This window comes from Ruminococcus flavefaciens MA2007 (genome assembly GCF_000621845.1).
Lineage (GTDB): Bacteria > Bacillota > Clostridia > Oscillospirales > Ruminococcaceae > Ruminococcus > Ruminococcus flavefaciens_E.
This window is the reverse complement of sequence record NZ_JHXF01000007.1, coordinates 213692-239129: the sequence shown is the minus strand read 5'-3', so window position 1 is coordinate 239129 and position 25438 is coordinate 213692. Positions and strand designations below refer to the sequence as shown.

General features: G+C 46.4%; 19 protein-coding genes and 1 tRNA gene. 12 read left to right on the top strand and 8 right to left on the bottom strand.

All coding sequences use genetic code 11. From position 1 onward, the window contains the following. Positions 1 to 70 precede the first annotated feature (70 nt). The 7 genes from T497_RS0104175 to T497_RS0104150 all read left to right on the top strand — a co-directional run bounded on the left by T497_RS0104175 (position 71) and on the right by T497_RS0104150 (position 7897). Positions 71 to 577, top strand: coding sequence for a peptidoglycan-binding domain-containing protein (locus T497_RS0104175; RefSeq protein WP_028514533.1), 507 nt, complete (start codon positions 71 to 73; stop codon positions 575 to 577). 140 nt (positions 578 to 717) lie between these two features. Beyond that, positions 718 to 1020: a hypothetical protein gene (locus T497_RS18215; RefSeq protein WP_155266841.1), complete on the top strand. Its 303-nt coding sequence runs from the start codon at positions 718 to 720 to the stop codon at positions 1018 to 1020. 187 nt (positions 1021 to 1207) lie between these two features. Then, on the top strand, positions 1208 to 1846 hold the full coding sequence (locus tag T497_RS0104170) for an SH3 domain-containing protein (RefSeq protein ID WP_028514532.1): 639 nt from the start codon (positions 1208 to 1210) through the stop codon (positions 1844 to 1846). A gap of 449 nt (positions 1847 to 2295) precedes the next feature. Further along, positions 2296 to 3936, top strand: coding sequence for a glutamate--tRNA ligase (locus tag T497_RS0104165; protein ID WP_028514531.1), 1641 nt, complete (start codon positions 2296 to 2298; stop codon positions 3934 to 3936). Between the two features lie 388 nt (positions 3937 to 4324). After that, positions 4325 to 6334, top strand: a complete 2010-nt coding sequence (locus tag T497_RS0104160) for a class I tRNA ligase family protein (RefSeq protein WP_028514530.1) — start codon at positions 4325 to 4327, stop codon at positions 6332 to 6334. A 194-nt stretch (positions 6335 to 6528) separates the two neighbouring features. Beyond that, positions 6529 to 7458 carry a cysteine synthase A gene (cysK, locus tag T497_RS0104155; RefSeq protein WP_028514529.1) on the top strand — a complete coding sequence of 310 codons (930 nt, stop codon included), beginning with the start codon at positions 6529 to 6531 and terminating at the stop codon, positions 7456 to 7458. A 43-nt stretch (positions 7459 to 7501) separates the two neighbouring features. Continuing rightward, on the top strand, positions 7502 to 7897 hold the full coding sequence (locus T497_RS0104150; RefSeq protein WP_028514528.1) for a pyridoxamine 5'-phosphate oxidase family protein: 396 nt from the start codon (positions 7502 to 7504) through the stop codon (positions 7895 to 7897). A 295-nt stretch (positions 7898 to 8192) separates the two neighbouring features. On the opposite strand, the gene T497_RS0104145 is transcribed toward T497_RS0104150, so the two are convergent. From T497_RS0104145 to T497_RS0104135, 3 genes are all read right to left on the bottom strand, one after another. Beyond that, positions 8193 to 9536, bottom strand: a complete 1344-nt coding sequence (locus T497_RS0104145) for an MATE family efflux transporter (protein WP_028514527.1) — start codon at positions 9534 to 9536, stop codon at positions 8193 to 8195. A 263-nt stretch (positions 9537 to 9799) separates the two neighbouring features. Next, positions 9800 to 11068, bottom strand: coding sequence for a DUF1015 domain-containing protein (locus T497_RS0104140; RefSeq protein WP_028514526.1), 1269 nt, complete (start codon positions 11066 to 11068; stop codon positions 9800 to 9802). A gap of 171 nt (positions 11069 to 11239) precedes the next feature. After that, entirely contained in the window at positions 11240 to 11797 is a 558-nt protein-coding gene (locus T497_RS0104135) for a Maf family protein (protein ID WP_028514525.1), read from the bottom strand. Between the two features lie 230 nt (positions 11798 to 12027). Between T497_RS0104135 and T497_RS0104130 the strand changes: the two genes are divergently transcribed. Beyond that, complete coding sequence (locus T497_RS0104130; RefSeq protein WP_080693287.1) at positions 12028 to 13554, top strand: MATE family efflux transporter; 1527 nt, start codon at positions 12028 to 12030, stop codon at positions 13552 to 13554. A gap of 239 nt (positions 13555 to 13793) precedes the next feature. Here the strand turns inward: T497_RS0104130 and T497_RS0104125 are convergent, their stop codons facing one another. After that, complete coding sequence (locus T497_RS0104125; protein WP_037324400.1) at positions 13794 to 15380, bottom strand: DUF1653 domain-containing protein; 1587 nt, start codon at positions 15378 to 15380, stop codon at positions 13794 to 13796. A gap of 23 nt (positions 15381 to 15403) precedes the next feature. After that, a complete protein-coding gene (locus tag T497_RS0104120; RefSeq protein WP_028514522.1) occupies positions 15404 to 16006 on the bottom strand; it encodes an HD domain-containing protein in 603 nt (200 codons plus the stop codon). 353 nt (positions 16007 to 16359) lie between these two features. Here T497_RS0104120 and guaA point away from each other — a divergent pair, with 353 nt between their 5' ends. Both guaA and T497_RS17340 read left to right on the top strand, forming a co-directional pair. Continuing rightward, positions 16360 to 17913 carry a glutamine-hydrolyzing GMP synthase gene (gene guaA / locus T497_RS0104115; protein WP_028514521.1) on the top strand — a complete coding sequence of 518 codons (1554 nt, stop codon included), beginning with the start codon at positions 16360 to 16362 and terminating at the stop codon, positions 17911 to 17913. Between the two features lie 297 nt (positions 17914 to 18210). Continuing rightward, positions 18211 to 18792: a DUF7716 domain-containing protein gene (locus T497_RS17340; protein WP_051530514.1), complete on the top strand. Its 582-nt coding sequence runs from the start codon at positions 18211 to 18213 to the stop codon at positions 18790 to 18792. A 215-nt stretch (positions 18793 to 19007) separates the two neighbouring features. Here the strand turns inward: T497_RS17340 and T497_RS0104105 are convergent. Then, a tRNA-Ala gene (locus T497_RS0104105) sits at positions 19008 to 19080 on the bottom strand. Between the two features lie 868 nt (positions 19081 to 19948). Here T497_RS0104105 and T497_RS0104100 point away from each other — a divergent pair. Both T497_RS0104100 and T497_RS0104090 read left to right on the top strand, forming a co-directional pair. After that, positions 19949 to 20218 (top strand): hypothetical protein, encoded by a 270-nt coding sequence (locus T497_RS0104100; protein ID WP_028514520.1) that lies wholly within the window; start codon positions 19949 to 19951, stop codon positions 20216 to 20218. Between the two features lie 156 nt (positions 20219 to 20374). Beyond that, entirely contained in the window at positions 20375 to 23761 is a 3387-nt protein-coding gene (locus tag T497_RS0104090) for a helicase-related protein (RefSeq protein WP_028514519.1), read from the top strand. A gap of 118 nt (positions 23762 to 23879) precedes the next feature. On the opposite strand, the gene T497_RS15765 is transcribed toward T497_RS0104090, so the two are convergent. After that, complete coding sequence (locus T497_RS15765) at positions 23880 to 24389, bottom strand: hypothetical protein (protein WP_051456571.1); 510 nt, start codon at positions 24387 to 24389, stop codon at positions 23880 to 23882. Positions 24390 to 24391: 2 nt separating this feature from the next. Beyond that, on the bottom strand, positions 24392 to 25426 hold the full coding sequence (locus T497_RS15760) for a hypothetical protein (protein ID WP_051456572.1): 1035 nt from the start codon (positions 25424 to 25426) through the stop codon (positions 24392 to 24394). Between the last annotated feature and the right edge of the window lie 12 nt (positions 25427 to 25438).

The following is a 25438-nucleotide window of genomic DNA, read 5'->3' as shown; positions in this document are numbered from 1 at the left end:
TTTTCCCGTGGGGCTGCAAAATAATACGTGTGCCCGATAATTAAGCATTGATAAGAACGGAGTGATATAATTGCCATACACAGAACAGCAGAAAAAGGAGCATATCCGCGAGCTCCAGAGCTACCTTTACGCAATATCCATGTTCGACAAGAACATACCACAGATACTCCCCGACGGAGTATACGATGCCGACACCCGTGCCGCTGTTGAAGCCTTTCAGCGCACCTACGGACTGCCCGTCACAGGTGATACGGACTCAGCCACATGGAACAGGATAGCGGCTATCCACAGGGACTATCTTGACGGCGCTCCTGCGGCGTATCACGTTTTTCCCTCGCGGAGCTTCACTGCCTGCATGGGGGACAGCGGCGAGGTGGTCTACATCATACAGGCTATGCTGTGGAAGGCTGCGGCGTGGTACGACAATATGCCAAAGGTCAGCGTATGCGGCGAGTTTGACGAAGCAACGGCGTCGGCGGTACGCGCCTTTCAGCAGCGCTCGGGACTTCCCGACAGCGGAACCGTGGACTGTCCCACATGGAATATGCTTGTGCGGTTTTTAGAGCTCAGAAATTAGAGCTAAGAGCAATAATTGTACTTTTTGTGCATTTATTGCTGTTTAATACCGCAAATATTGACAAAAGTTATATTTAGTTGTATAATATAGCTCATAAAGTTGGCCAACTTTAAATATTATTGTAAAGGATGTAAAAACAAATGAAAAACGTACTCAAAAAAGTTTCAGCACTCTTAGCTTCAGCAACCCTTTTAGCTTGTGGAACAGCAGCAACAACAGCAAGTGCATTAGGTTCACCAACTGTACCTCGCAACGTACCGCATAATCATGGTCAGTATACTGAATGGGTAGATGATGCTGGTTATTGGACGACCGAGACATATTACACATACAAGTGGGTAACAAAAAATGGAAAAAGAACAAAAGTTAGAGAATCACATACAAAGAATGTATACATTCCTGTATATCATCAGTACTGTAAGGCTTGTTGTTGCCGTGTGTAATTAAAGAATTTCAAGCTCCCCTCACATGAGGGGAGCTTTTTGCTGCCTTATTGCAATAACTGTGCTGATAGTACATTTATTGCTATTTATTACTATAAGTATTGACAAATACCAGATTTAGGTGTATCATATAACACATAAGGTTATATCTTTGACCTTAAATTTTATGTAAAGGACGAAAAAACAAATGAAGAACAACATCATCAAAAGAACTGTTTGTGCTGCACTCGCTGCTGTTTCACTTTCAGCCTGCGTAGCAGTACCGTCAGCTCTCAACACCACAGGAAGCAAGCTCTCTCTGGTCAATTCAATTGAGGCAGAGGCTGCATTCTCACCATTCTACGCTACTGCAACTGTAACTGGAACATCATTAAGAGACAGACCAAACGGAACAAATATAGCCAGACTCTGGGCTTTTACTCCCATGTATGTGACCGATGAGACCAGAACAGGAAGAAACTACTGGTACAAGGTAAAGACTCCTTACGGAGAAGGCTGGGTAAACGGACGTTATGTTGATAGATGTACAAGTGATGAATATGTATTCCGCAGCAAATTCCTGAACGGTAAAAAAACTGCATTTGTCATGGAGAGAAAGGGTGTTGATTGCAGAGAGAAGCCAAGCATGGATTCCAAGTCAACGGGCAATTACTGGTTTATGAGAACAGTTGATATAGACCGTATTGAGCCTGTTGGCAGAGACGGTATCGTTTGGGGCCATTTAGCTAACGGCAGAGGATATATCCCGCTCAATGACGGAAAGGGACGTATTCACTGCGACCTTATGTCAAAGGAAGAAGCTAACAGAATGAAGCAGTATTATTAATAAAAAGCTCCCCTCATAACCGCAACACTTGTATAGAAGCTTATAGTTAATTATGGGGGAAACCTTTCTGAGGAAAGGTTTCCCCCATACCCCTTTCCAAAGACTTTTATCTGGTTTTTTCTCAGATAGGGCGCTTCATAAAATAAAAAAGTCCTGCAAAATGCAGGAGCGCCCTATCTGAGAAAAAACAAAACGAAAGTTTTAGGGAGAGAGTTTGAGAGAAGCCCCTTTTTCAAAAGGGGTTCTCTCAATAATAATTATAAAACTTCTATATGAGTATCATGGTTATGAGGGGAGCTTTTTATCTGTTGATCTTTGCACTATGCACTAATCACTAACGACTAATAGATAAAGGCTTATCCGCATTTGACTTTATGAAGAAAATATGATATAATAAATTAAATGTGTCTGTCAGCAGGCGGACGTAATATTTACAAAGGATTGATACTATGGACTATAAAGCACTTGCAGACTACCTTTTTCCCGATGTTACGGCGACTCCCGAGGACATCGAGGCTCGTTTCCCCGAGAGACAGCTCCCAGCAGGAGCTAACGTTACCCGTATAGGACCAAGTCCCACAGGCTTCGTACATCTGGGCAACCTCTACAACGCTATAATCGGCGAGCGTATCGCTCACCAGTCACAGGGCGTTTTCTATCTTAGAATAGAGGATACCGATAACAAGCGCGAGGTGGAGGGCGCTGTTGAGACTGTCATCAACGCTATGGACTACTTCGGCGTACACTTCGACGAGGGAGCTACAGCCGAGGGCGACAACGGCAAATACGGTCCCTACCGTCAGAGACAGCGTAAGGACATCTATCACGTATTTGCAAAGCTCCTTACAGAACAGGGACTTGCTTATCCCTGCTTCATGACTGCCGAGGAGATAGAGGCTGTCCGTGAGCAGCAGACTGCAAACAAGGAGAATCCCGGAGTTTACGGTAAGTATGCAAAGTGCCGCGACCTTACTCTCGACGAGATAAAGGCTAATATCGAGGCAGGCAAGGAGTGGGTGCTCCGTTTCAGAGGTCAGGAGACAGGCGAGACTATCGCCGTTGAGGACGCTATCCGCGGAAAGCTTGAAATGCCGAGAAACAATATGGATTTCGTGCTCCTCAAGAGCGACGGTATCCCCACATACCACTTTGCACACGTTATCGATGACCACTTCATGCGCTCAACACACGTTATCCGCGGCGAGGAGTGGATATCATCACTTCCCATGCACGTTGAGCTCTTCAATACTCTCGGCTGGAAGCAGCCTATCTACTGCCACACAGCTACACTTATGAAGATTGACGAGGAGACAAAGGGCAAACGTAAGCTCTCCAAGCGTAAGGACCCCGAGCTGGCTCTGTCCTACTATCAGCAGGAGGGCATCAGCAGGGACGCTATCTGGGAGTTCCTCCTTACTCTGCTCAACTCCAACTATGAGGAATGGCGAATCGCCAATCCCGAAGCTGATTACCATGATTTCCCGTATACACTGGAGAAGATGTCCGTTTCGGGCGCTCTCGTTGACCTTGACAAGCTCCGTGATATTTCCAAGAACGTTATCTGCCGTATGCCTGCACAGCAGGTCTATGACGGCTGGCTTGAATGGTGCAATGAGTACGACAAGGACTTCGCTGACCTTATAAACAAGTATCCAGAGAGAACTCTTGCCGCTCTTAACGTTGGCAGAGGCGGTGCAAAGCCAAGACGTGACATTGAAACATGGAAGCAGGCTTGCGACTTTATGAGCTTCTACTATGACGAGACATTCAAGGTCACAGACGCTATGCCCGAGGAGTGCGACGAGGCTACAGTAAAGGAATTCTTCGGAAAGTACCTTGCGTCCTACGACCACAGCGATGACAGTGCGGCATGGTTCGACAAGGTAAAGGCTATCACCGAGGAAATGGGATTTGCAGTAAAGCCAAAGGACTACAAGAAGAATCCCGAGCAGTTCAAGGGAAGTATAGTCCACATCACAAATATGCTGAGAATAGCTCTCACAGGACACGCAAACGCTCCTGATATCTGGGAAGTAAGCCACGTTCTCGGTGAGGAGATAACACGCAAGCGCCTTCAGGCTTTTGCCTGAAAAGCCGTTAGTTTTGTAGGGGCGAACAGTGTTCGCCTGCCAATAACTCACGAATTATAAATGATGATCTGTAGAGTGCGATGCCCACATCGCCCTGTCAATTACACAAAAATTATACATGACACACTGTAGGGACGACCATTGGTCGTCCGCAGGTTACAATGCAAATATATCAAATCCATGTGTAGGGGAGGGCGCCCTCGCCCTCCCGCATGGAGCACATATTAATTTTGACGGGAGCCCGAGGGCGGGCTCCCCTACAAAAAAAGATGAGGGAGTGCCTCTGCGCAGTATAGCGGAGGTTCCCTCATCTCTGATAGCATTTCTGCTTTCAAAATTATTATATCAGATACATTTTTTCATGTCAATATGAAAAGAGGAAAATAAAATGTCAGACAATAAAGAAAAAAAGAATTTTGAGATACCCCGTCCTGTGTTCCCGAAAAGATGTATTGTTACAGGCGGTATGCCATACGGCAACAAGGAGCTCCATTTTGGTCATGTAGGCGGAATGTTCGTTTTCGCCGACACATTTGCACGCTTCATGCGTGACCGTATAGGCAAGGACAATGTTATATTTGTAGGCGGTACGGACTGCTATGGCTCTCCTATCGCAGAGGGCTGGCGTGTAAAGGTCAAGAACGGCGAGTTTGAGGGCTCACTTGAGGACTTTGTACAGAAAAACCACGACAAGCAGAAAGAGACTCTTGACGCTTACGGTATTTCTCCCAACCTTTTTGCGGCTTCAGGTCTCGGACGCTCCAAGGAGATACACGCTTCCGTAACAGACCGTTTCATCAGCTCACTCCACAAAAAGGGACAGCTGAGCCAGATAACTACAATGCAGTTCTTTGACGAGAAGGCAGGATGCTTCCTCAACGGCAGACAGGTAATCGGAAAGTGCCCTGTAGACGGCTGTACTTCCGAAAAAGGCTACGCAGACGAGTGTGACATGGGACATCAGTATATGCCTGAGAACCTCATCAATCCTGTCAGCACCCTCACAGGCGAGACTCCTACTATGAAGCCCGTTACCAACTGGTATTTCAAGCTCCGCGATTACGAGCAGCTAATGAAGGACTGGGTTGAGGAGCTGAAAAAGCGCAAAGATATCCGTCCTGTTGTATGGAAAACTATCGACGAGTTCCTTAAAAAGCCCGTCATCTACATAAAGCGTGAGTTCGAGGAAAAGTACATGAGCATAAAGGCTTCTATGCCTGAGCATAACTACCTCGAAGAGCCAAAGAAGCCCTCCTTTACTATCGAGTTCGACAAGCTTTCCGACTGTGACGAAGCCTGCCGTGTTCTTACCGAGAACGGTATCCGCTACAGAACAGGAAAGACGCTTGTGCCTTTCCGTCTCACAGGTAACATCGAGTGGGGCGTTCCTGCACCTGTTATGGACGGCGTTGAAGGACTTACCGTATGGGTATGGCCTGAGTCGCTGTGGGCTCCTATCTCTTTCACTGAGACATATCTGGAGTCTATCGGTCATGATACAGCCGAGTGGAAGGACTACTGGTGCAGCAAGGATTCTACCGTTTATCAGTTCATCGGTCAGGACAATATCTACTTCTACGGAATCGCCGAGCCTGCAATGTGGATGGCACAGCAGGAGAGCGAAACAAAGACTGCTTCACCTGCCGACGGAGAGCTGCAGCTCCCTGTTATCGTGGCTAACCACCACATTTTATTCCTCGACAAGAAGGCTTCAAGCTCAGGCGCAGTAAAGCCGCCAATGGCTGACGACCTGCTGAACCATTACACACCAGAGCAGCTCCGTATGCACTGGCTGGGACTTGGTCTGGGACAGCGCTCCGTAAGCTTTATGCCCAAGCCATATAATCCAGACGCTAAGCCCGAGGACGCAGATCCCGTTGTTAAGGACGGTCTGCTCCTGTCCAATGTTTTCAACCGCATGATAAGAACAGCTTTCTATACCGCACAGAAGGAGCTTGACGGCGTTATGCCAAACAACGCTCCCGAGGAGAAGTTCGTTGAGGACGCAAAGAAGGCAGTTCTCGAATATGAGAGACATATGTCAAAGTTCGCATTCCACCAGTGCACATATGTGCTTGACAGCTATATCCGCAACGGCAGCAAGTACATGGCAAAGGCTCTCACAGGCGAATATCCCGACAAGGAAGCTCTCAGGCAGGCTCTTGCAAACCTGTTCTACATGATAAGGATAACAGGCGTACTGCTTCACCCGATGGCTCCGTTCGGTACAGAGAAGCTCCGCGAGTATCTTGAAGTCGACGAGCGTATCTGGTCATGGGATACTATTCTGGAGCCGCTGACATTCTTCACAGGAAACGACCACAAGCTGAAGTTCCTGCCTCCGAGAACGGACTTCTTCACCCGTCACGAAAGCCAGTTCGCTTCTGCGGAAGAATGATATCTGTAGGGGGCGATGCCCACATCGCCCCGTATTAAATGTTGATTTTTAACGGGCGGCGGGACGTCGCCCCTACACGGCATAAAGACAGTATTTTCAAACATAATATTTCTCAGTTCTTAGTTCTTGGTTCTTAGTTATGATAACTAAGCACTAATCAATCGGAACTGAAAAAACTAAGGGGTAGTTTATTAATGGTATACAACAACATTCTGGAGGCTATGGGACATACTCCCATGATAAAGCTTAACCGAATGAACAAAAATGGAAACGCAGACGTTTACGTTAAGTTCGAGGGACTCAACGTGGGCGGTTCTATCAAAACACGTACAGCCTACAACATGATACGCCATGCCGAAAAGGAGGGCAAAATACACGAGGGGACTATAATCGTGGAGCCTACCAGCGGCAATCAGGGTATCGGTCTTGCTCTTGTGGGAGCTGTAAAAGGCTACAAAACTATAATCATCATGCCTGACTCCGTAAGCGAGGAGCGCCGCAAGCTGGTGAACCATTACGGTGCAGAGGTCATACTTATCCACGATGACGGCGATATAGGCAAGTGTATTCAGACCTGTCTCGATACGGCTCTGAAAATGGCTGAGGAGGACGAGAACGTGTTCGTACCTCAGCAGTTCGCAAATGTGAACAATATCGGTGCTCACAAGTACCACACAGCGCTGGAGATACTTGAAGAGACAGCAGTCAAGATAGACGGCTTCTGCTCGGGTATCGGCACAGGCGGAACTATCACAGGCATAGGGGAAGCTTTAAAGGCTCAGTATCCCGATATGGTGATATGGGCTGTAGAGCCCGAAAATGCCGCTATCCTTGCAGGCGGAAACATCGGAACTCACCTGCAAATGGGAATAGGCGACGGCATAATCCCCGATATCCTCAATCAGAAAATCTACGATGATATCTACATCGTAACCGATGAGGAGGCTATCCAGACCGCAAAGGATTTAGCTTCCAAGGAGGGTATAATGTGCGGTATATCAAGCGGTACTAATGTTGCCGCGGCTCTCAAGCTGGCTGAAAAGCTGGGCGAGGGCAAAACTGTAGTGACCATTCTTCCCGATACTGCGGAGAGATATTTCTCAACGCCGCTGTTCGAGGAATGATATAAACGGCTCAGAATAAATTTTAAAAGGAGGTCGATCCAATATGAGCAGATTAAACGATTTTTTAACAGAAGCAGGCATTTTCTATGTTGCCACAAACGACGGAGCACAGCCAAAGCTGAGACCTTTCGGAGCACACGTTGAGGTAGACGGCGTGGTACATTTCGCTGTGGGAGACTTCAAGGCAGTCTACAAACAGATGCTGGCAAATCCTCTCACCGAGATAGTAGCCTGCAAGCCCGACGGAGTATGGCTTCGCTACACAGGAAAGATAGTCTTCGATACCGATAAGAAGTATGAGGACGCAATGTTCGAGACAAGTCCTGTTCTCAGGGAGATATACAACGAGAAAACAGGCTATAAAATGAAGACATTCCACCTGGAGGACGCAAAGGCATTCATCATGCCTCCTATGGGACAGCCCGAGCAGATATTATAAAAAGCAGTATCTTAACCATAGTGCTTATACAGTGGTTTTATAATTATTATTGAGAGAGCCCTTTTGAGAAGGGCTTTTCTCGTATCTGTTTCAAGACCATTATTTCATTTTTTCTATAAAAGAGCCCCAAAAATAAACTTGCCCCTTTGTAAAAACTACAGAGGGGCTCTTTTATAGAAAAAATCAGCTAAAAGTCTTTGGAAAGGGGTTCGGGGGAGAACCTTTCCTCAGAAAGGTTTCCCCCGATAAATAACTATAAACTTCTATATAAGTGTTATGGTTAAGATACTGCTTTTTATCTTGTAGGTATGGGAGTCAGTGACTCTGTCCATGTTTTTCTGTTGTGTATCAAAAGTATGCTCATGCCTACTAAGGTGGTTATTATCTCGGCAATGGGAACAGTCAGCCATACTCCCGACATGCTTCTGAGCACATAGGCTATGAAAGCAAGAGGTATTATGAGGATAGTTCCGCGCATAAGCGATATGAGCTGTGCCTGCTTCGGCATTTCCTTAGATGTGAAATAGACCGAAAGTATGGTATTTGCGCCCATGAACGGCATGAACAGGAAGTACTCTCGGAGTCCTGTTTCTGCTATGCTTTTCAGCATTGAGCTGCCGCTGCTGTTGAATACTCCCACTATATACGATGTGCCAAAGAATACGGCAGTATATGCAAAAACAGAGAATATCACCGCTGTTCTCAGTGCAAGCCGCAGTACATATCTTATAGCGGAGGTGTCGCTGCGCCCGTGATAGCGGCACATCAGCGGCTGTATACCGCTGGCGATACCTGCGTATATAGCCGTGAAAATTATGGCGATATTAGCGATTACACCATAGGCGGCTATGCCTGTATTGCCCGATATGCGGTAGATAACGAAGTTGAATATCATTATCACGATACCGCCTGAGACCTCGGAGAAGAAGGAGTGAAGTCCCAGCGAGACTATCTCCTTTATGGTGCTCAGCGACGGGACCATGAGCCGCAGACTAAATGCGTTCCAGCCCGTAATGAAGTGTATGCTCATTACTCCCATGCTGATGAATGGCGAAATACAGGTAGCAAGAGCAGCTCCCCTCATTCCCATATCGAATCTGAAAATAAAAACGTAGTCAAGTATGACATTGACGAGACTGCCGCTCAGCATACCAAGCATGGCGAGCCGCGGAGCGCTGTCGTTGCGCATGAAGCAAGCCATGAGGTTATTCATAAGGAAAGCAGGTGAGAACAGCAGTATAGTTTTTATGTAGCTTTGCGACATATGGAAGATACTTGCGTCCGCACCGAGGAGGTGCGTCACCTGTTTTGAGAAGAAGATACCCAGTATCTCAAACAGCAGCCCGATTGCCAGTATAGCGGCAAATGCGCTGGTGTAGATAGCGTCTGTCTCTTTTCTCTCCGTTCGGCAGTAAAGCATTGAGAACTTGCTGCCGCCGCCGATTCCAAGCATAAGGCCGAAGCCGTTGATGAAATTAAAGACGGGCAGAGACAGATTAAGAGCGGTAAGTCCTTCGGAACCCATTCCCCTTGAAATAAAAAAAGTATCGATAAGAATATATACCGATACACCTAAAGAGCTGATGACATTCGCCAATATGTACCTGAAAAAATCATGTCGTATTGGTTTTCTGTCCATTAAATTATGTTTGCCCCCCAATATATCGATACACAGCTCGGACTGTGCGTCGATAATGCATATCCAAACTACATTATAACACACAAATGACAAAAAAGCAATAGTTTTTGCACAAAAGTTTCAGGATTTAGATTGTAGGGGCTGATGCCCACATCAGCCCGTGTAATTTTTGAGAATTCATAGGGGGCGATGTGGGCGTCGCCCCCTACAATACATTACGTATTCCGAATTAAAAAGGGCGGATATGAATCCGCCCTTACTGATTACTTTGTAATTTTACGTGCCTCGATGTAGAATCTCTTGTCCTCGGCGTGTCCCATGGAGAATGTCTTTCTGGGGAGAGCGCCGTCCTTGATAACGGTGGGGAAGAGCTGTGACTTGTCCATATCGGGGAGAATGAATGCGATACCGTTGTGCTTTTCAGCCAGTGACTTTACTGTGTCAGCGCCGTGGATATAGTCTATCTTGCCGCCGTTTGCCTTGATATAGCTGTCAAGGAAGTTCTGGAGCGAACCAACGGACAGATTTGAGGACTTCTTGTTTATGTAGAGTTTCTTCTCAGTGCCCTTGCATGAGCAGATAACGTACTGGTCGGATACCTTAGTCTCGGAGAGCTCCAGTGCGGCTGTGAGCTCGTTTATGAGCTTGTCGCAGTCCACGTCGTATACAAGGCGGTGGATAGCCTCGAATTTGAGAGCTTCGCTGTGGAGGTTAACTATCTCAGCCAGTGCATAACGTGCAGGGTGATTTGAGAAGTCCTTATCGGGGGCAGCCTTTTTCAGCTGCTCGTAGAACTCCTTAGCTGTAGCAAGGGAGTGATTTCCGTCGCCCATAGCATAGAGGAGAACTGGAGTATTGCTGAGGCCGTATTTCTTGCAGAATGTATCGGGATCGGCAAGTGCGCAGAGAGCCTTGTCGATAGCCTCCTGAGCGGACTTGTCAACCAGCCAGCCCTTTATGCTGCCGCCGTTCTGCATGAGCTCGAAATCATAGAGCTTGCTGTCGTCGGAAACAGTCTTTGCAAGTGGCTCGATAACTGTATTGTCGGGATCGTCGATAAGTATCATAATGTGGGGAAGCTCCAGCGGTGCGCCCTGTCTTACCTTGATACGGGGAGGGATACGCTCGATAACGGTAGCCTCGGTAGCTCTTACCTCTGATGTGCTGCCCTTTGAGAAATCGTACTTTTCAAGGTCAATAGCGCCCACGATACCCTGACGGAGAATGCCGTTGCTCTGAGTGCGCTCAACGTATACCATAGCGTCCTTGTACTCGGTGAAGATACCGTCAGCAAGGTACTTGTCCATAGCAGTGTGGATATTGTCAATGCGCTGTGCAACGCCGTCCTGCTCGAGGTAGAGCTCGGGGAGGATAAGGTTCAGCGTTGAGGGAGCGCTGCCGACTGTAGTGCTTACCTCGTCCCAGTACTCGGGCTCGCTGGTGTACTGGTCGCAGGCGATAACGGACCACTTGTGCATATCGCAGCCCTTGGGGATAAGAATGTCAGCAGAATGAAATGCGGTTGAGTTCATGGTAAATACTCCTTTATTATTATTTAGAACTTAGAGCTAAGAACTAAGAGCTAAGATTGTAGGGGACGCCGTCCTCGGCGTCCAGAAAGTTAAGAGTTTAGAGTTGAGAGTTAAGGTGTTCGCTTCGCTCATATTATTTTAATAAGTCAGCCTAAGGCGGCATTATAACTCTCAACTCTCAACTTCTTTAATTTTATTAAAGAGCCGTCCCACGGGCAGTCCCACCACGTTGAAGAAGTCTCCGTCGATGTGGGAGATAAGGGCGGAGCCCAGTCCCTGTATGCCGTAGCCCCCTGCCTTGTCGTAGGGCTCGTCGGTGTCGGCATAAGCCTCTATTTCGGTATCTGTCAGCTTTCTGAACGTAACGTCTGTCACCTCGGAAAAGGAGCTGACCTTGCCTGCTTTTATAATGCAGCAGCCTGTCACTACCTGATGTGTGCGTCCCGAGAGCTTTGATATATCCGCGATACACTGGGCTCTGTCACGGGGCTTGCCAAGAATTTCGCTGCCGCAGATGACCGTGGTGTCGCAGCCGATAACAATGCAGTCTGGGTATTTCTCCGAAGCCGCCTTTGCCTTCAGCACCGCAAGGTACTCCGAAGCCGCTGTGGGCTCTATCTTCTCGGGGAGAGTCTCGTCGCAGTCCGTAGAGACCGCCTCGAAATCCTCGGTTATGTATCTCATCAGCTCGCGCCGTCTCGGCGAAGCAGATGCAAGTATTATTTTCATTAAAACAACTCCTCTTGAGCCGTGAAAAAGGCTCACATAGTTAATTTTACCACATACTGGCAATAGTGTCAAGGAGAAATCGTTATCCAATATGTTTAAATTACATCATCTTTAACATAAAGTAATGATTTGGATTTGGCTTTTCTGTTCAGTCTTTCTATTGATTTTTTGCCTGAAAATGTTGTATAATTAATAGGTATTTGATGTTTTAGAGAAAAGAAGGTTGTTATATGAATGAGAGAATTTATGGGGGAATGGCTTCAAAAGCAGGAGGACCGCCGCAAGGCATAGGAGGTCCTCCTCCGGGTGTCGGAGGACCTCCCCGCGGAGCAGGAGCACCGTCCGAGGGAGTCGGAGGTCCGCCGCAGGGTGCAGGAGGTTCGCCAGAGGGTATGGGCAATCCTCTCGGATTCCTTCCTGTAGGCTCCCTTATGATGAAGTTCGCTATACCAAGTATTATAGGTATGCTGGTAAGCGCACTTTACAACATCGTCGACCAGTTGTTTATAGGCAATGCAATCGGTCCTCTGGGAAATGCGGCAACAGGTATCGCGTTCCCGTTTTCAACTGCCTGCATGGCAGTCGCACTGCTGTTCGGTATCGGCGGAGCTTCGTGCTTCAATCTTACCCTCGGTATGGGCGATAAGAAGAAAGCTCCGTATTTTGCGGGAAATGCGCTTTCCATGCTGGTCATTCTCGGAGTTATAATCTCGGCTGTTACGCTGATATTCCTGACGCCGCTCCTGAAATGCTTCGGAGCTTCGCCTGCGATACTGCCTTATGCAAAGGAATACGTAAGGTATACCGCATTGGGATTCCCGTTCCTGATACTCGGTACGGGCGGCGGACATATCGTCCGTGCGGACGGAAGTCCAAAGGTGACTATGATATGCAATATTTCGGGAGCTGTAGTAAATACTATCCTTGACGCCATATTCGTTCTCGGTCTCGGCTGGGGAATGAAGGGCGCGGCTATTGCAACAGTCATCGCACAGGTGGTATCTGCTCTTATCGTAGTTATCTACTGCTTCAACTTCAAGACGGTATTCCTTTTCGGTTCACACCTTATACCGTCATTCAAGGTGGTAAGCCGTATCTGCTCTATCGGTATGGCTTCCTGCTTCAATCAGCTTGCTATCACCGTAGTTCAGATAGTTCTCAACAACTCGCTGAAATACTACGGAGGAATGTCAAAGTACGGATCTGAAGATCCTATAGCGGTTGCAAGTATCGTCATGAAGGTCAATATGATAGTGTTCTCCATTGTCATAGGACTTGCGCAGGGTACTCAGCCTATAGAGAGCTTCAATTACGGTGCCCAGAAGTATGACCGCGTTAAAAGTGCGTTCTGGATGGCTGTCAAGACAGGCGCGGCCATTTCGCTGGCAGCCTTTGTATGCTTCCAGCTGTTCCCGAGACAGATACTGGGATTCTTCGCAAATAATAATGCCAGCGAGGGCTATTACGAGTTCGGTTCAAAGTTCCTGAGAATATGCCTGTTCTTTACATGGCTGAACTGCTTACAGCCTATAGTATCCACGTTCTTCACGTCCATAGGAAAGCCTGTAAAGGGCGTATTCCTGTCGCTGACAAGACAGATACTTTTCTTCATTCCGCTGTTAGTCGTTCTGCCGATGTTCTTCCAGATAGACGGAGTTACCTTTGCAGGTCCTATCGCCGATCTTCTTTCGGCAGCAGTTGCAATTCTCATGGCAAGGGCTGAGTTCAAGGACATTCACGAGCGCGAGTGGATGTGAATTGAGTTTTTAGTGAATAGTGATTAGTAATTAGCAGGGCTGCCTTTGGCAGCCCGTTTTGCTTGTAGGGGCGAGTTTTGCTCGCCCGTTATAATTACAATGTGCAGGGGGCGATGCCTACATCGCCCCGTTGGTTTTACAAAAATTTGTCGGGCTGATGTGGGCATCAGCCCCTACAGATCAGATTTCTGATTGCAGCGAAAAAGCCCCGAAGCTTAGCTTCGGGGCTTGAATCATATTCAGTCTATTTTAGTGAATCTTCTTTCTTCTCCTGCTTTCCCGATGAACATTGACTTGGGTCTGGCCCACACCTCGCCGTCCTTGAGGGACTTGTATATCACAAGCTCCTCCATGGTCTCGGTATGACGTGCAACTGCAAGAAGCTCATACTCGTTGCCCTTGAAGTGGCGGTATTTAGCGCCTACAACTATCTCGGTGTCCTTGTCCTCAACAATGACTGCTTCCTCGGGTTCGTTGTTCACGATATCGTCCGCAACGATTATCATTGCAGAATACGGAGCCATGCGCACAAATGCATTGCCGTTCTCAACCTGTATAGGAGTTGCCGTAAATACGTCCACAAGACCGTTCATGTGAGTCTGGAAATTGAGGTCGAACTCGTAATCGCCGAGGTTGAGCGCTACGTATACAGTCTGCTCGCCCTGTATCTTCTTGAAGAGGAGCTGCTGATTGGTTATCATAATGCGCTCATAGCTGCCTGTTCTGAGGGCAGGGTATGCGCGGTATATCCGACCGAGCTTTACGATGTGGTGATAGAGGGAAACATTTTCGCGTTCCATATCCTGTAAATGGAGACACGGGCGGAGAGCGTCGTCGGAGTTGTTCTCCTTGCGTCCCTCGATGCCGTACTCACTGCCGTAGTAGATAGACGGTATACCGGGCATGGTGTACATGAGAGTGTATACCAGCGGCAGGTGAGCGTTGTTGTGGAGAGTGCTTGCCAGACGATTTACGTCATGGTTGTCCACGAAGTTGTAAAGGTCAAGGTTGCGGTAGATACCGCCGTTAGCGCCTGACTGTCTGTTGATTGAGTAATCTATCTCGAAGTAGTTTTTATCATTGTGTGATGACCACAGTCCCTTGTAGCATTCGTAGTTGGTAACGCTGTCCAGCATCTCGGGGTTAGCCCAGCGGTTGTAGTCGCCGTGGATTATCTCGCCCATGAGCCAGAAATCAGGCTTCTTGCCCTTGCAGAAGCTTCTTATCCTCTTGAAGAAGTCGAAGTCTATGCAGTCTGCGGCGTCAAAGCGTATGCCGTCGATGTTGAAGGACTCTATCCAGTAGTTTATGGCGTCGATGATATGGTCGCAGACGCCTACATTGCGTAAATTGAGCTTAACGAGGTTGTAGTGACCGTTCCAGCCCTCATACCAGAACGGATCTCCGTAGGGGCTTGGTCCGCCGAAGTTGAGATTCTGGAACCAGCCGCAGTACTCAGAGCCCTGTCCCTTTTCCTGAACGTCCATGAACTGCGGGAATCTTCTGCCTACGTGGTTGAACACGCCGTCAAGAATGACGCGGATACCGTTTTCGTGGAGCCTGTCGCAGATAAAGCGGAAAGAGTTGTTATCACCAAGACGTCGGTCTATTTTCTTATAGTCTATGGTATCATAGCCGTGCTCAACGGACTCGAAAACAGGTCCGAAGTAAACAGCGTCCACATTCATTTCCTTCAGGTGAGGTATCCAGTCCAGCACCTTATCAAGTCTGTAGGTCACATCCTCGCTCCCGTCGTTGAACTTCGGCGCACCGCAGAAGCCAAGAGGGTAGATGTGATAGATAATGGCGTTATCGTACCAGTTCATAATAAAAAACTCCTTACATTTATTTATTTTTCTGAGCCTTCCATATAGTAGGACGCCTCCATATCGGCCACGTTCAGTGCCAGAGCGAGTGGGTACATTTCAAGTGCCCTGCCGATGGAGTTTCTTTCTTCCGTTCCACCATATGAAAAACCCATATGATACCTTATTGCAAAGGCTTCTTCACGGGTGAGCCTGTTCTCGCCGTAGAAGTAGCCCGAGAGTATGTATACGGACTTTTCGCCGTGTCCGTAGGGGAGAGTGTCGTTTATAGCATAGTACGGGACCTTCTCCCATTGTCCCGTTGCGTCGTTTTTCTTGTTGCGCATTTCCACAGTGTAGAAGTTCACCTTGCATACATCATGGAGCAGAGCAACGATAGCGATCGTCTCCTCGGAGTAGTCCATGCCGTATAGCTCTTTAGTGCGGGGACGTGAGAGGTAGTCCTTGAGGCAGTGATAGACGTTGAGGCTGTGCTGAACGAGACCGCCCTCATATGAGCCGTGGAAACGGGTACTGCTTGGAGCTGTGAAGAAGTCGCTCTTTTCGAGGAACTCTAAAAGCTTGTCGGCGCCCTCGCGCTTGATGTTTTGCTTATATATGGTGATAAATTCTTCTTTTGCGGACATATTGAAACTCCTTCTGAAACTATATAAATATATTATACCACAAAGTGTAAGTAAATTCAATAGGCAGATATTATTTTTTTATTGAATTTTACTATAATTGGAAGTACAGCTTTTTTTGCGGCAAAAAAGCGTCCTTGGGACTTGAAATTTTCTTTGAAATGTGTCATAATTAATAAGTAGAAAATGTAGGGAACGCCGCCCTCGTCGTTCCGAAAATGTTTTGTGTAGGGGCGGATGCCTACATCCGCCCGTTTTGATTTATATTATACTTGAACGGGGCTATGTGGGCATCGCCCCCTACATAAACAAAATACGGCGTCCGCTGCCGTAAAGCGGAAGTTAAGGAGGGACTTATGTCTAACCAGCTTTGTATCGTTCTCGATTTCGGCGGTCAGTACAACCAGCTCATTGCACGAAGAGTCCGTGAGTGCGGCGTTTACTGCGAGATCAAGAGATTTGACACTCCTATCAGTGAGCTTAAAGCGCTGAATCCTACCGCTATCATCTTCACAGGCGGTCCTAACAGCGTATACGATCCGAGCTCGCCCCATATCTCCAAGGAGATATTTGAGATAGGCGTGCCTATCCTCGGTATATGCTACGGCTGCCAGCTCATGGCTTATACTCTCGGCGGCAAGGTGGAGAGCTGCGAAAAGAGCGAGTACGGCAAGATCGAGATATCACAGAACAGCGACAGCCTTATCTTCCGCGATGTTCCCGAAAAGAGCGTCGTATGGATGAGCCATACAGACTTTGTAAGCCAGCTTCCCGAGGGCTTCAGCGTTACTGCCAAGTCTGCGGACTGTCCATGTGCTGCTTTTGAGGCTCCCGATAAGAAGCTCTATGCTGTACAGTTCCACCCCGAGGTAACTCACAGCGAATACGGCAAGCAGATACTCCATAACTTCCTTTACAATGTATGCGGCTGCACAGGCGACTGGGTAATGGACGACTTTATCGAGAATACAGTCAAGAAGCTCCGCGAGCAGATAGGCGACAAGAAGGTTATCCTCGGTCTGTCGGGCGGCGTTGACTCATCAGTAGCAGCAGGACTTCTCAGCCGCGCAGTAGGCAAGCAGCTCACCTGCGTTTTCGTAGATCAGGGACTCATGCGCAAGGACGAGGGCGACTTCGTCGAGGAGACCTTCACTAAGCTCTTTGATATGAACTTTGTCCGCGTAAACTGCAAGGACAAGTTCCTTGCTGCTCTCAAGGGCGTTACAGATCCCGAGCAGAAGCGTAAGATAATCGGTACCGAGTTCTACAACGTTTTCTGGGATAAGATAAGAGAGCAGGGCACAGACGGCTTCTTCGCACAGGGAACTATCTACCCTGACCGTATCGAGTCGGGCAGAGGCAATCAGGCAGGTCACGGCAGCACTGCTGTTATCAAGACTCACCACAATATGGTAAAAATGCCCGATGATATCAAGTTCGCAGGCACTATCGAGCCTCTCGGCGACCTCTTCAAGGACGAGGTAAGAGCAGTCGGCGAAAAGCTTGGCATACCTCATGACCTTGTATGGCGTCAGCCGTTCCCCGGTCCGGGTCTTGGAGTTCGTATAATCGGCGAGATAACCGAGGAAAAGATAAAGATCTTACAGGAAGCAGACGCGGTCTTCCGTGACGAGATACGCAAGAGCGGTATCGAAAGCGAACTCAAGCAGTTCTTTGCGGTTCTTCCCGATGTCCGCACAGTTGGCGTTATGGGCGACCACCGTACATACGACCACCTTATCGCTATCCGCGCTGTAACTACCGACGATTTCATGACAGCCGACTGGGCAAGGATACCTTACGATGTGCTGGCTAAGGTCTCAAACCGCCTCTGCAACGAGGTCGAGCACATCAACAGAGTAGTGTATGATATCACTTCAAAGCCCCCTGGAACTGTGGAGTGGGAATAATTTCCGAAGCGGCTGGGAGCCCCCTGCTGGCGTTAAGAGCGGCAGATACAGCGAGGAAATTATTGCGCAACGGTCGAAATGTCCTAGCGTAAGCGAAGGAGATTTCGGGAACCGTAAGTGGATTTCGCTGAATAAAAAATCAAGAGCTGACCTTTAACGGCTGCGCTGATATAGAAGTTTTATGCCATAGTATTTCTGATATTCAGTCAGAAGTACTATGGCGTTTTAATTGACAGTGCAGAGATGTTATGCTATAATTGTTACTAACATAGATCGGAATTTAGAGGAGTTACTATTATGCTTAAAGATAGAATACTGACTTTTGAAGAGCTGATAAAAGAATTACTTAGTGTCTATAACGATGATGGAGAAATAGTTGATGACGGATGGACAGTGTATTATAAAGACGTCAAGAAAATAAAGAAAACAACTGAATGCTGTATATCTGACAGTATTATAGTTACAGATGACGACGAAGAAGTTTATCCTTCTTTTGCAGTTCAAAATGATATGGATTCCTATGTCACAGATGAAATAATTGTTGATGTAATCACAGAATACCTTATGGAAAAAAGCAAGCCGACTGTTAATCAACTGATCGATGCAATCAATTATTATTTGGAAAATGATTGCTTTATTTATGTTGAGGCTGATGACAACGCCTATAAGAAACCACAGATTGTCATTGAAAAAGAAATAACTGACAAACGTGTACTGATGAAAATCAGAAAAGCATTCTCTTTGGAAATTCCTTTAGGTGAATTTGTTGAGCAAACCAGGAATATACCATACATCATTGATGTGAAATTGACTCTTCCAGAAGCGAAAAGGATAGTCAAGAACAACGAATTAAAGGATTATGTGACAGTTAAATTCTGATTTATCTTAGGAAACGTATAAAATACAATGCCCCGAAGCCTTTTGAAATGCTTCGGGGCAAAACTTCTATATCAGTACCGACCTTATGGTCAGCTCTTTTTTTATATAGTGATTACATTATAACATATTAATTGTGAATAAATCTATCAAAGTATTGCCCCAAAAAACTGTGAAATAAACAAACACCCCAGAAAAACTGAGGTGGATTCTGCGAGTGGACTCGAAGGGGATCGAACCCTCGGCCTCTGCGTTGCGAACGCAGCGCTCTCCCAACTGAGCTACGAGCCCGTAAAACAAATATTATAACCATTTACATTATAGCACGCCGCGTTGTTCAAGTCCATGAAAGGCTATGAAAGTTTACAGTTTGTTCATAATCATGCAGCGTCAAAAAGCACAGAATATCAATAATTTGAAAGAATAAAGAAAAAAAGAATAAATAAGAAATAATAATACAACAGCGCCGGAAACGCTTTATTCATTCTTATTTATTCTCTGTTATTTATTATTTTAGCCCCACAATGCAATTGTGGGGCGCTGTTAGTGCCGATGGCGGGGGTCGAACCCGCACGGTGTTGCCACCAACGGATTTTGAGAATTGTAGGCAACTTTGCAAATCGTTGCAGAGCTTTGCAGTTTACAGCAGATTGTTCCCTATTTTCGGGGCTTTACAAGCTCTCAAAATACAAACATACGAAAACACGGGAAATGCAAAAAATGAAAAAGAGGTTGATTTGGTAGAAGTGTGGTAGAAGGTAACGAGAACAAGGCTGGTAGAAAGAAAAGGTTGGTAGAAACGTGGTAGAAATCAAGCAAGGTTCACCACGGTAGAAAAATGGAAATCAACACATCGGCGTATATCGCTCTATGATGAATGTCAGGAGCGCTATACGCTATTTTTATGCCCAAAACTGAATACTGTGTTAAGCGTTCCTCAGAAATGAGGGACGCTATTTTTTTACCTGTAAATCCGAAACACCACTATATGCAACGTGAATGATCACCGCTTGGCATAATATATTCGCCACTAAACACATATTTCGTCTCATTATTTGAGTTCAAATTACAGTATTTGAACTTTCTACCATTATATCACGGTGAAATAGAGCTGTCAAGGAAATTATTGTATTTATGTACATTTAAGGAGGACTTCCCTATGCCTGTAACTGAATCTATCTGTATTCCGGTCAGCAATGACCTGTCTTTTGCTGAAACTGCTATCATCACCAAGATGGCAAGCTATCCCGAAGCTGATAACTGCACAGCTGAAAAGATGCACTCCATGTTTCTCGGCAGTTCATACGATGAGATCAAGGCTACCCTTGAAGGTCTGAAAAAGAATGGTTATCTCATAAAGAACGCTGATGTTTATTCACTGAACAGAAGCAAGCTCCCTGAAATGGTGAGGCGTACAATCAGTTTCTGACACAAAGGGGTATCATAATGGCTGCTAAGGAAATGGGAAAGAAAAGAGGCTCATCAGTCTGCCGTGTGTTCAAGAACACCGCATACGCAGTAATGAGCAACTATTGAAGCTCTTACGCTCTCTGTAGCTGAAAAAGCAAGAGTGGACTTTGAGTACATGAGCCGTCTGACAGGTCTTTCTGAGGACGAGCTGAAGCACGACCTTACGGGTGAGATATTCAAAGTTCCCCATACTGAAAATGGCTATCAGACTGCTTCGGAGTACCTTTCGGGCGATATTCGCAAGAAACTCCGTGAAGCTGAGGAAGTCGCTGAGTATGATGCTGATTTCAATATCAATGTATCTGCTCTTAAAAAAGCGATGCCAGAACCGCTGAAAGCCGGAGATATTGATATAAAGATCGGTGCCGCTTGGCTCGATCCTAAGTATTACGAACAGTTCATGTATGAGCTGTTGCAGACACCAGCATATCAGCGAAGTGACAGTCCGTCAGCACGTTGGAACAAGTCTGCACTTATAACCGTGGAATACTCGGCACTTGCAAACTCTTTTCATATCAGCAACAAGAGTTCCGACAGGTCGGTACTCGCAACTCAGAAATACGGTTCTCACAAGATGAACGCTTATGACATCTTAGAGCATATCATGAACCTGCAAGAACCGAAGATCTATAAGACTATCGAAGTACCTGACGGCTTAGGTGATACTAAGGAAAAACGTGTGGTGGATATTGATGCTACCCGTGTAGTACAGCGTAAGGCTGAAGATATTCGCAAGGCTTTCAAGGCTTGGATCTTCAAAGATTCCGTTCGACGTGAAGCTATTGTGGAGCGTTACAATGAGCTGTTCAACAGTATCCGTCCCCGTGAGTATGACGGTTCTGCACTCGCTTTCCCTATGATGACTACGGATATTAAACTCCATGACCATCAGAAAAACGCTATTGCACACGCTATGTTCGGCGGTAATACGCTGTTTGCTCACTGCGTTGGTGCCGGCAAGAGCTATGAGATGATAGCGGCAGCGATGGAGAGCAAAAGGCTTGGTCTTTGCACAAAATCGCTGTTTGCCGTTCCGAATCATCTTACTGAACAGATCGGTGACGATTTTCAGAAACTCTATCCGGGTGCGAATATCCTTGTCGCTACCAAAAAGGACTTTCAGAAAGCGAACCGACAGCAGCTATTCGCTAAGATCGCTACGGGCAACTATGATGCGGTTATTATCGGTCACTCTCAGCTCGGTATGATACCTGTTTCAAAGGAACGTCAGGTTATGACTATTCAGGCTCAGATCGATGATATTCTGCGTGGTATTGAAGAACTTAAAAAGAGCGAAGGCTCAAAGTTTCAGATCAAGGCTATGGAACGCAGCCGTAAGAGCTTGCAGAAACAGCTTGATAAACTGCAAAAGGTCAATCAGGATAATACCCTGACCTTTGAACAGCTCGGTGTGGACAGGCTTTTCATTGACGAGGCTCATGAGTTCAAGAATTTGTTCGTAAGCACAAAATTGCAGAATGTAGCCGGAATTTCAAATTCCGCATCACAAAAGGCTCTTGACCTTTTCCTCAAATGCCGTTATCTCGATGAAAAGACTGACGGTAAGGGCGTAATTTTCGCAACAGGCACACCTCTGAGCAATTCCATTACAGAGCTGCACACTATGATGCGATACCTCGAATACGACTTTTTGAGCGATCACGGCTTACAGCACTTCGACAACTGGGTTGCGGTGTTCGGTGAACAAAAGACCGACTGGGAGTTAAAACCTGCAGGCAATGGTTTCAAGGAGCGTACCCGTATTGCAAACTACACAGGTCTGCCGGAACTTATGAGTATGTTTAAGCAGGTCGCTGACATTCGTACAGCAGATACGCTGAAACTTGATGTGCCTGACTGCGATTATCAGGTAGTCAATGTTGATGCTACTCCTTTTCAGCAGGAGCTTGTTCAGGAGCTTTCCGACAGAGCTGATGCTATAAACAGCGGTAACGTAGATCCTACGATAGACAATATGCTCAAGATAACCTCGGACGGACGTAAACTCGGACTTGATCCTCGTCTTATTGATCCGTTATTTGAGGATAATCCAGAAACAAAGCTGAATAAATGCGTTGAGAACGTAGCCCGTATCCACGCTGAAACGGCTGAGGACAAGCTCACTCAGATCATTTTCTGTGATTTAGGTGTACCACACAAATCCTCGGCGGAAACAACCGTTGACGGTGAAGATGCCGACGATGCTAAGGATAAGAAGTCTATCGCTGAGGTCGAATCCCTTGAAGAAGAATGCGACTTCTGCGTTTATGACGATATTCGGGATAAACTTATCGCTAAAGGTATTCCTGCGGAAGAAATCGCATATATCCACGATGCTAAAACCGAAAAGCAGAAAGCTGACCTCTTTGATAAAGTCCGCAGCGGAGAAATCCGTGTACTGCTCGGTTCAACAGCGAAAATGGGTACTGGTACTAACGTCCAGAAGAAGCTGATTGCTGTCCATGACCTCGATATTCCTTGGCGACCGGCTGATCTGGAACAACGCGCTGGAAGAATTATCCGCCAGGGCAACGAGAACAAAAAAGTGCAGATATTCCGCTATGTCACCAAAGGTACGTTTGATGCTTATTCGTATCAGACTTTGGAGAACAAGCAGAGGTTTATCTCTCAGATCATGACGAGCAAAACTCCTGCCCGAAAGTGTGAGGACGTTGACCAGCAGGCACTCACTTACTCGGAAATCAAGGCTCTATGTACGGGCGATGAGAGAGTAAAGGAAAAGCTGATGCTTGAAAATGACGTTAAGGAACTGAGGGTACTCGCAGCAGAGCATAAGAACACGGTTTATGAAATGGAGGATAAGATCAAGGACTTTCCCGAAAAGGAAAAAAGGCTTATGGCTATCCTTGATGACCTTCACACTGACCGTGAAGCTCTCCGCAAACTCCCTATTGATTCCGAAACAAAACGTCCTGTATTCAGTATCACTATCGGAGAAACGGTATATACTGATAAGACAGAAGCAGGCAAAGCGTTAAATGAGGCTCTCGGCAATATAAAATATGCTGATACTCCTACAAAAATCGGTAGTTTTCAGGGATTTGAGCTTTCCGCAACTCTAAACAGCAGTATGAACGGCGGTGGACTGACAGCCTGCCTGAAAGGTGCCGCTTCACATACAGCAAAGCTCAATGTTCAAAACATTCCCCGTATTGAGTCTGCACTCTATAACATAGACGGCAGAATTGAGAACGTAAGAGAGAGCCTTGCAAAGCTCAGGCTCGACTTTGCCGAAGCTCAGAAGATCGTAGCAGAGCCTTTTCCTCAGCAGGCAGAGCTTGAAAGCAAAGAAGAACGGCTTGCTACTCTTACCGAGGAGCTTAATCAGGCTGCTATCGAAGCAAAGAAGAATGCTCCGAAGCGTGAGCAGACCTGTTACTTTGAGAGAGCGAAGATGCGTAAAGAAGCGAAGCGTGTAGCTATGCAGAAGCCTAAAGCGCCAAAGGATAAGGCAAAAAACAAGCACCAGGGGCTTGAATAAGCAACTTTGACGCCAGTGGAGTCAAAGTTGCCAAATCATTAAATAGCACTCTCCCGAGTCAAATAAAATAAACTTAGAGAGAGTGCTATTTTTCTTTATAGTCTTTTACAATATGTGATTAATCACTAAAATCCTCTGCCTCGTCATCAGAATCACTTTGTGCTTGTTTATATGATTCTGCTTCAGCCCATGCTTCAGCTGCATCCTGTGCATTTCTCTGACTTTTATATTTATTTCGATGATTTTTTGCCATATCAACTGCAATAGTCCATCCAATAGCTTCAGTCACACCAGCAGCAACACCTGCAGATACAATCCATCCTGCAATTGGGATTAGTTTAATAAGATTTCTTCCGACAAAAGTTGAAGCAGCTGCTGCAATAGCACCTTTTGCAGCTGAATCTGAAATTTCCTGTTCAAAAATCTTACCAAGTGCAAAAACCATAGTAACTTGTGCAGCACTGATAGGAATTGCATCAGCAATGGGAATCGGAATCGCACCACTTGCACCGGCTGCGACCGAAGCAGTATGTATCGCAGCATTACATTGGGTAATTTGCTTTTCAGTCATAAGTTTACCGGCTTCTAATCTCTTGTCTTTAATAGCTTTTTTGTAATTATTAGACATCGCTATACCTCCAATCTGATTGCTTCACTTTTGGCTTTATTTAATGCTGACTTTACTTCATCAGAGTTGGAAACCACTTCCTCAATCTCGCCATCACTTTTGAGTTTTGTGACCTTGTACAATGGTGTATTGTTTAAATAGTGCAGTATCTGAACAATCAAGACAGTGTTCTCTACTAACATCTTTTCATCATCGGAAAAAGTGTTCCAATCACATTTTGAATCAACGAGCGCCTTCATTCTGAGAACAAGAGGTTTATATATCTTATTACACAGTTCAACAGATGCGCGTTTCATATCTGTCGCTGATTTGCTGATTTGGAGCTGCATAGATATCGCATCATTAATAATCAGTTCATTCTTCTGCATTTCATCTTTTGCTTTGTCAGCGTGCTTTTGGGCTACCGAACCAGCATATGCCATTGCTATGCCTTCTACGAGTGCACCTACACCAAGAGAGGCGACATTAAGCACAAGCGTTCCAAGTGCTATTCCTCCTCCGCCAGCGGCAATTGATCCTCCACCGAGTGCAGCTAAAGCTGCTTTGGTAGCTGCGGCACCAGAAAGCTCCGCAATTTTAGTGCCTGTCGATGCCGTTCCTAAAGCCATTACCGCCGCAGTAGTACCGCTAGTAGCGGCTGCTGCCAATGCCGATCCACCTATAGCTCCAACAGTTGCACCGAGAAAATCCGCAGCGACAATAGAGACATTTTTAATTTCATTGAAATCAAACTCAGGAAAATCAACGCTTTCCTCTCGTGTAAATTCAGGTTTATTATGAATACGCTCAAAGGCTTTAATAAATACTGAGAAATTCTTTGTGATGACCATGCGCTGTTTTCCCAGTTCTTCTAATGTAGAATTGAGCTTGTCAGAAACAGCCTGAAATCTAAGAACATTTCTCTCATTCTGCTCCTGAGTAAACCTATTTGTTGCAGCGGCGTTCATTGAATCAACTAAGCTTTTAGCTGAGAGAGCAATACCGCCCGCGCCACTAATACTACTCAGTGCAATAATAATTGTTGGCAAAACTAACATGGCATCATCTCC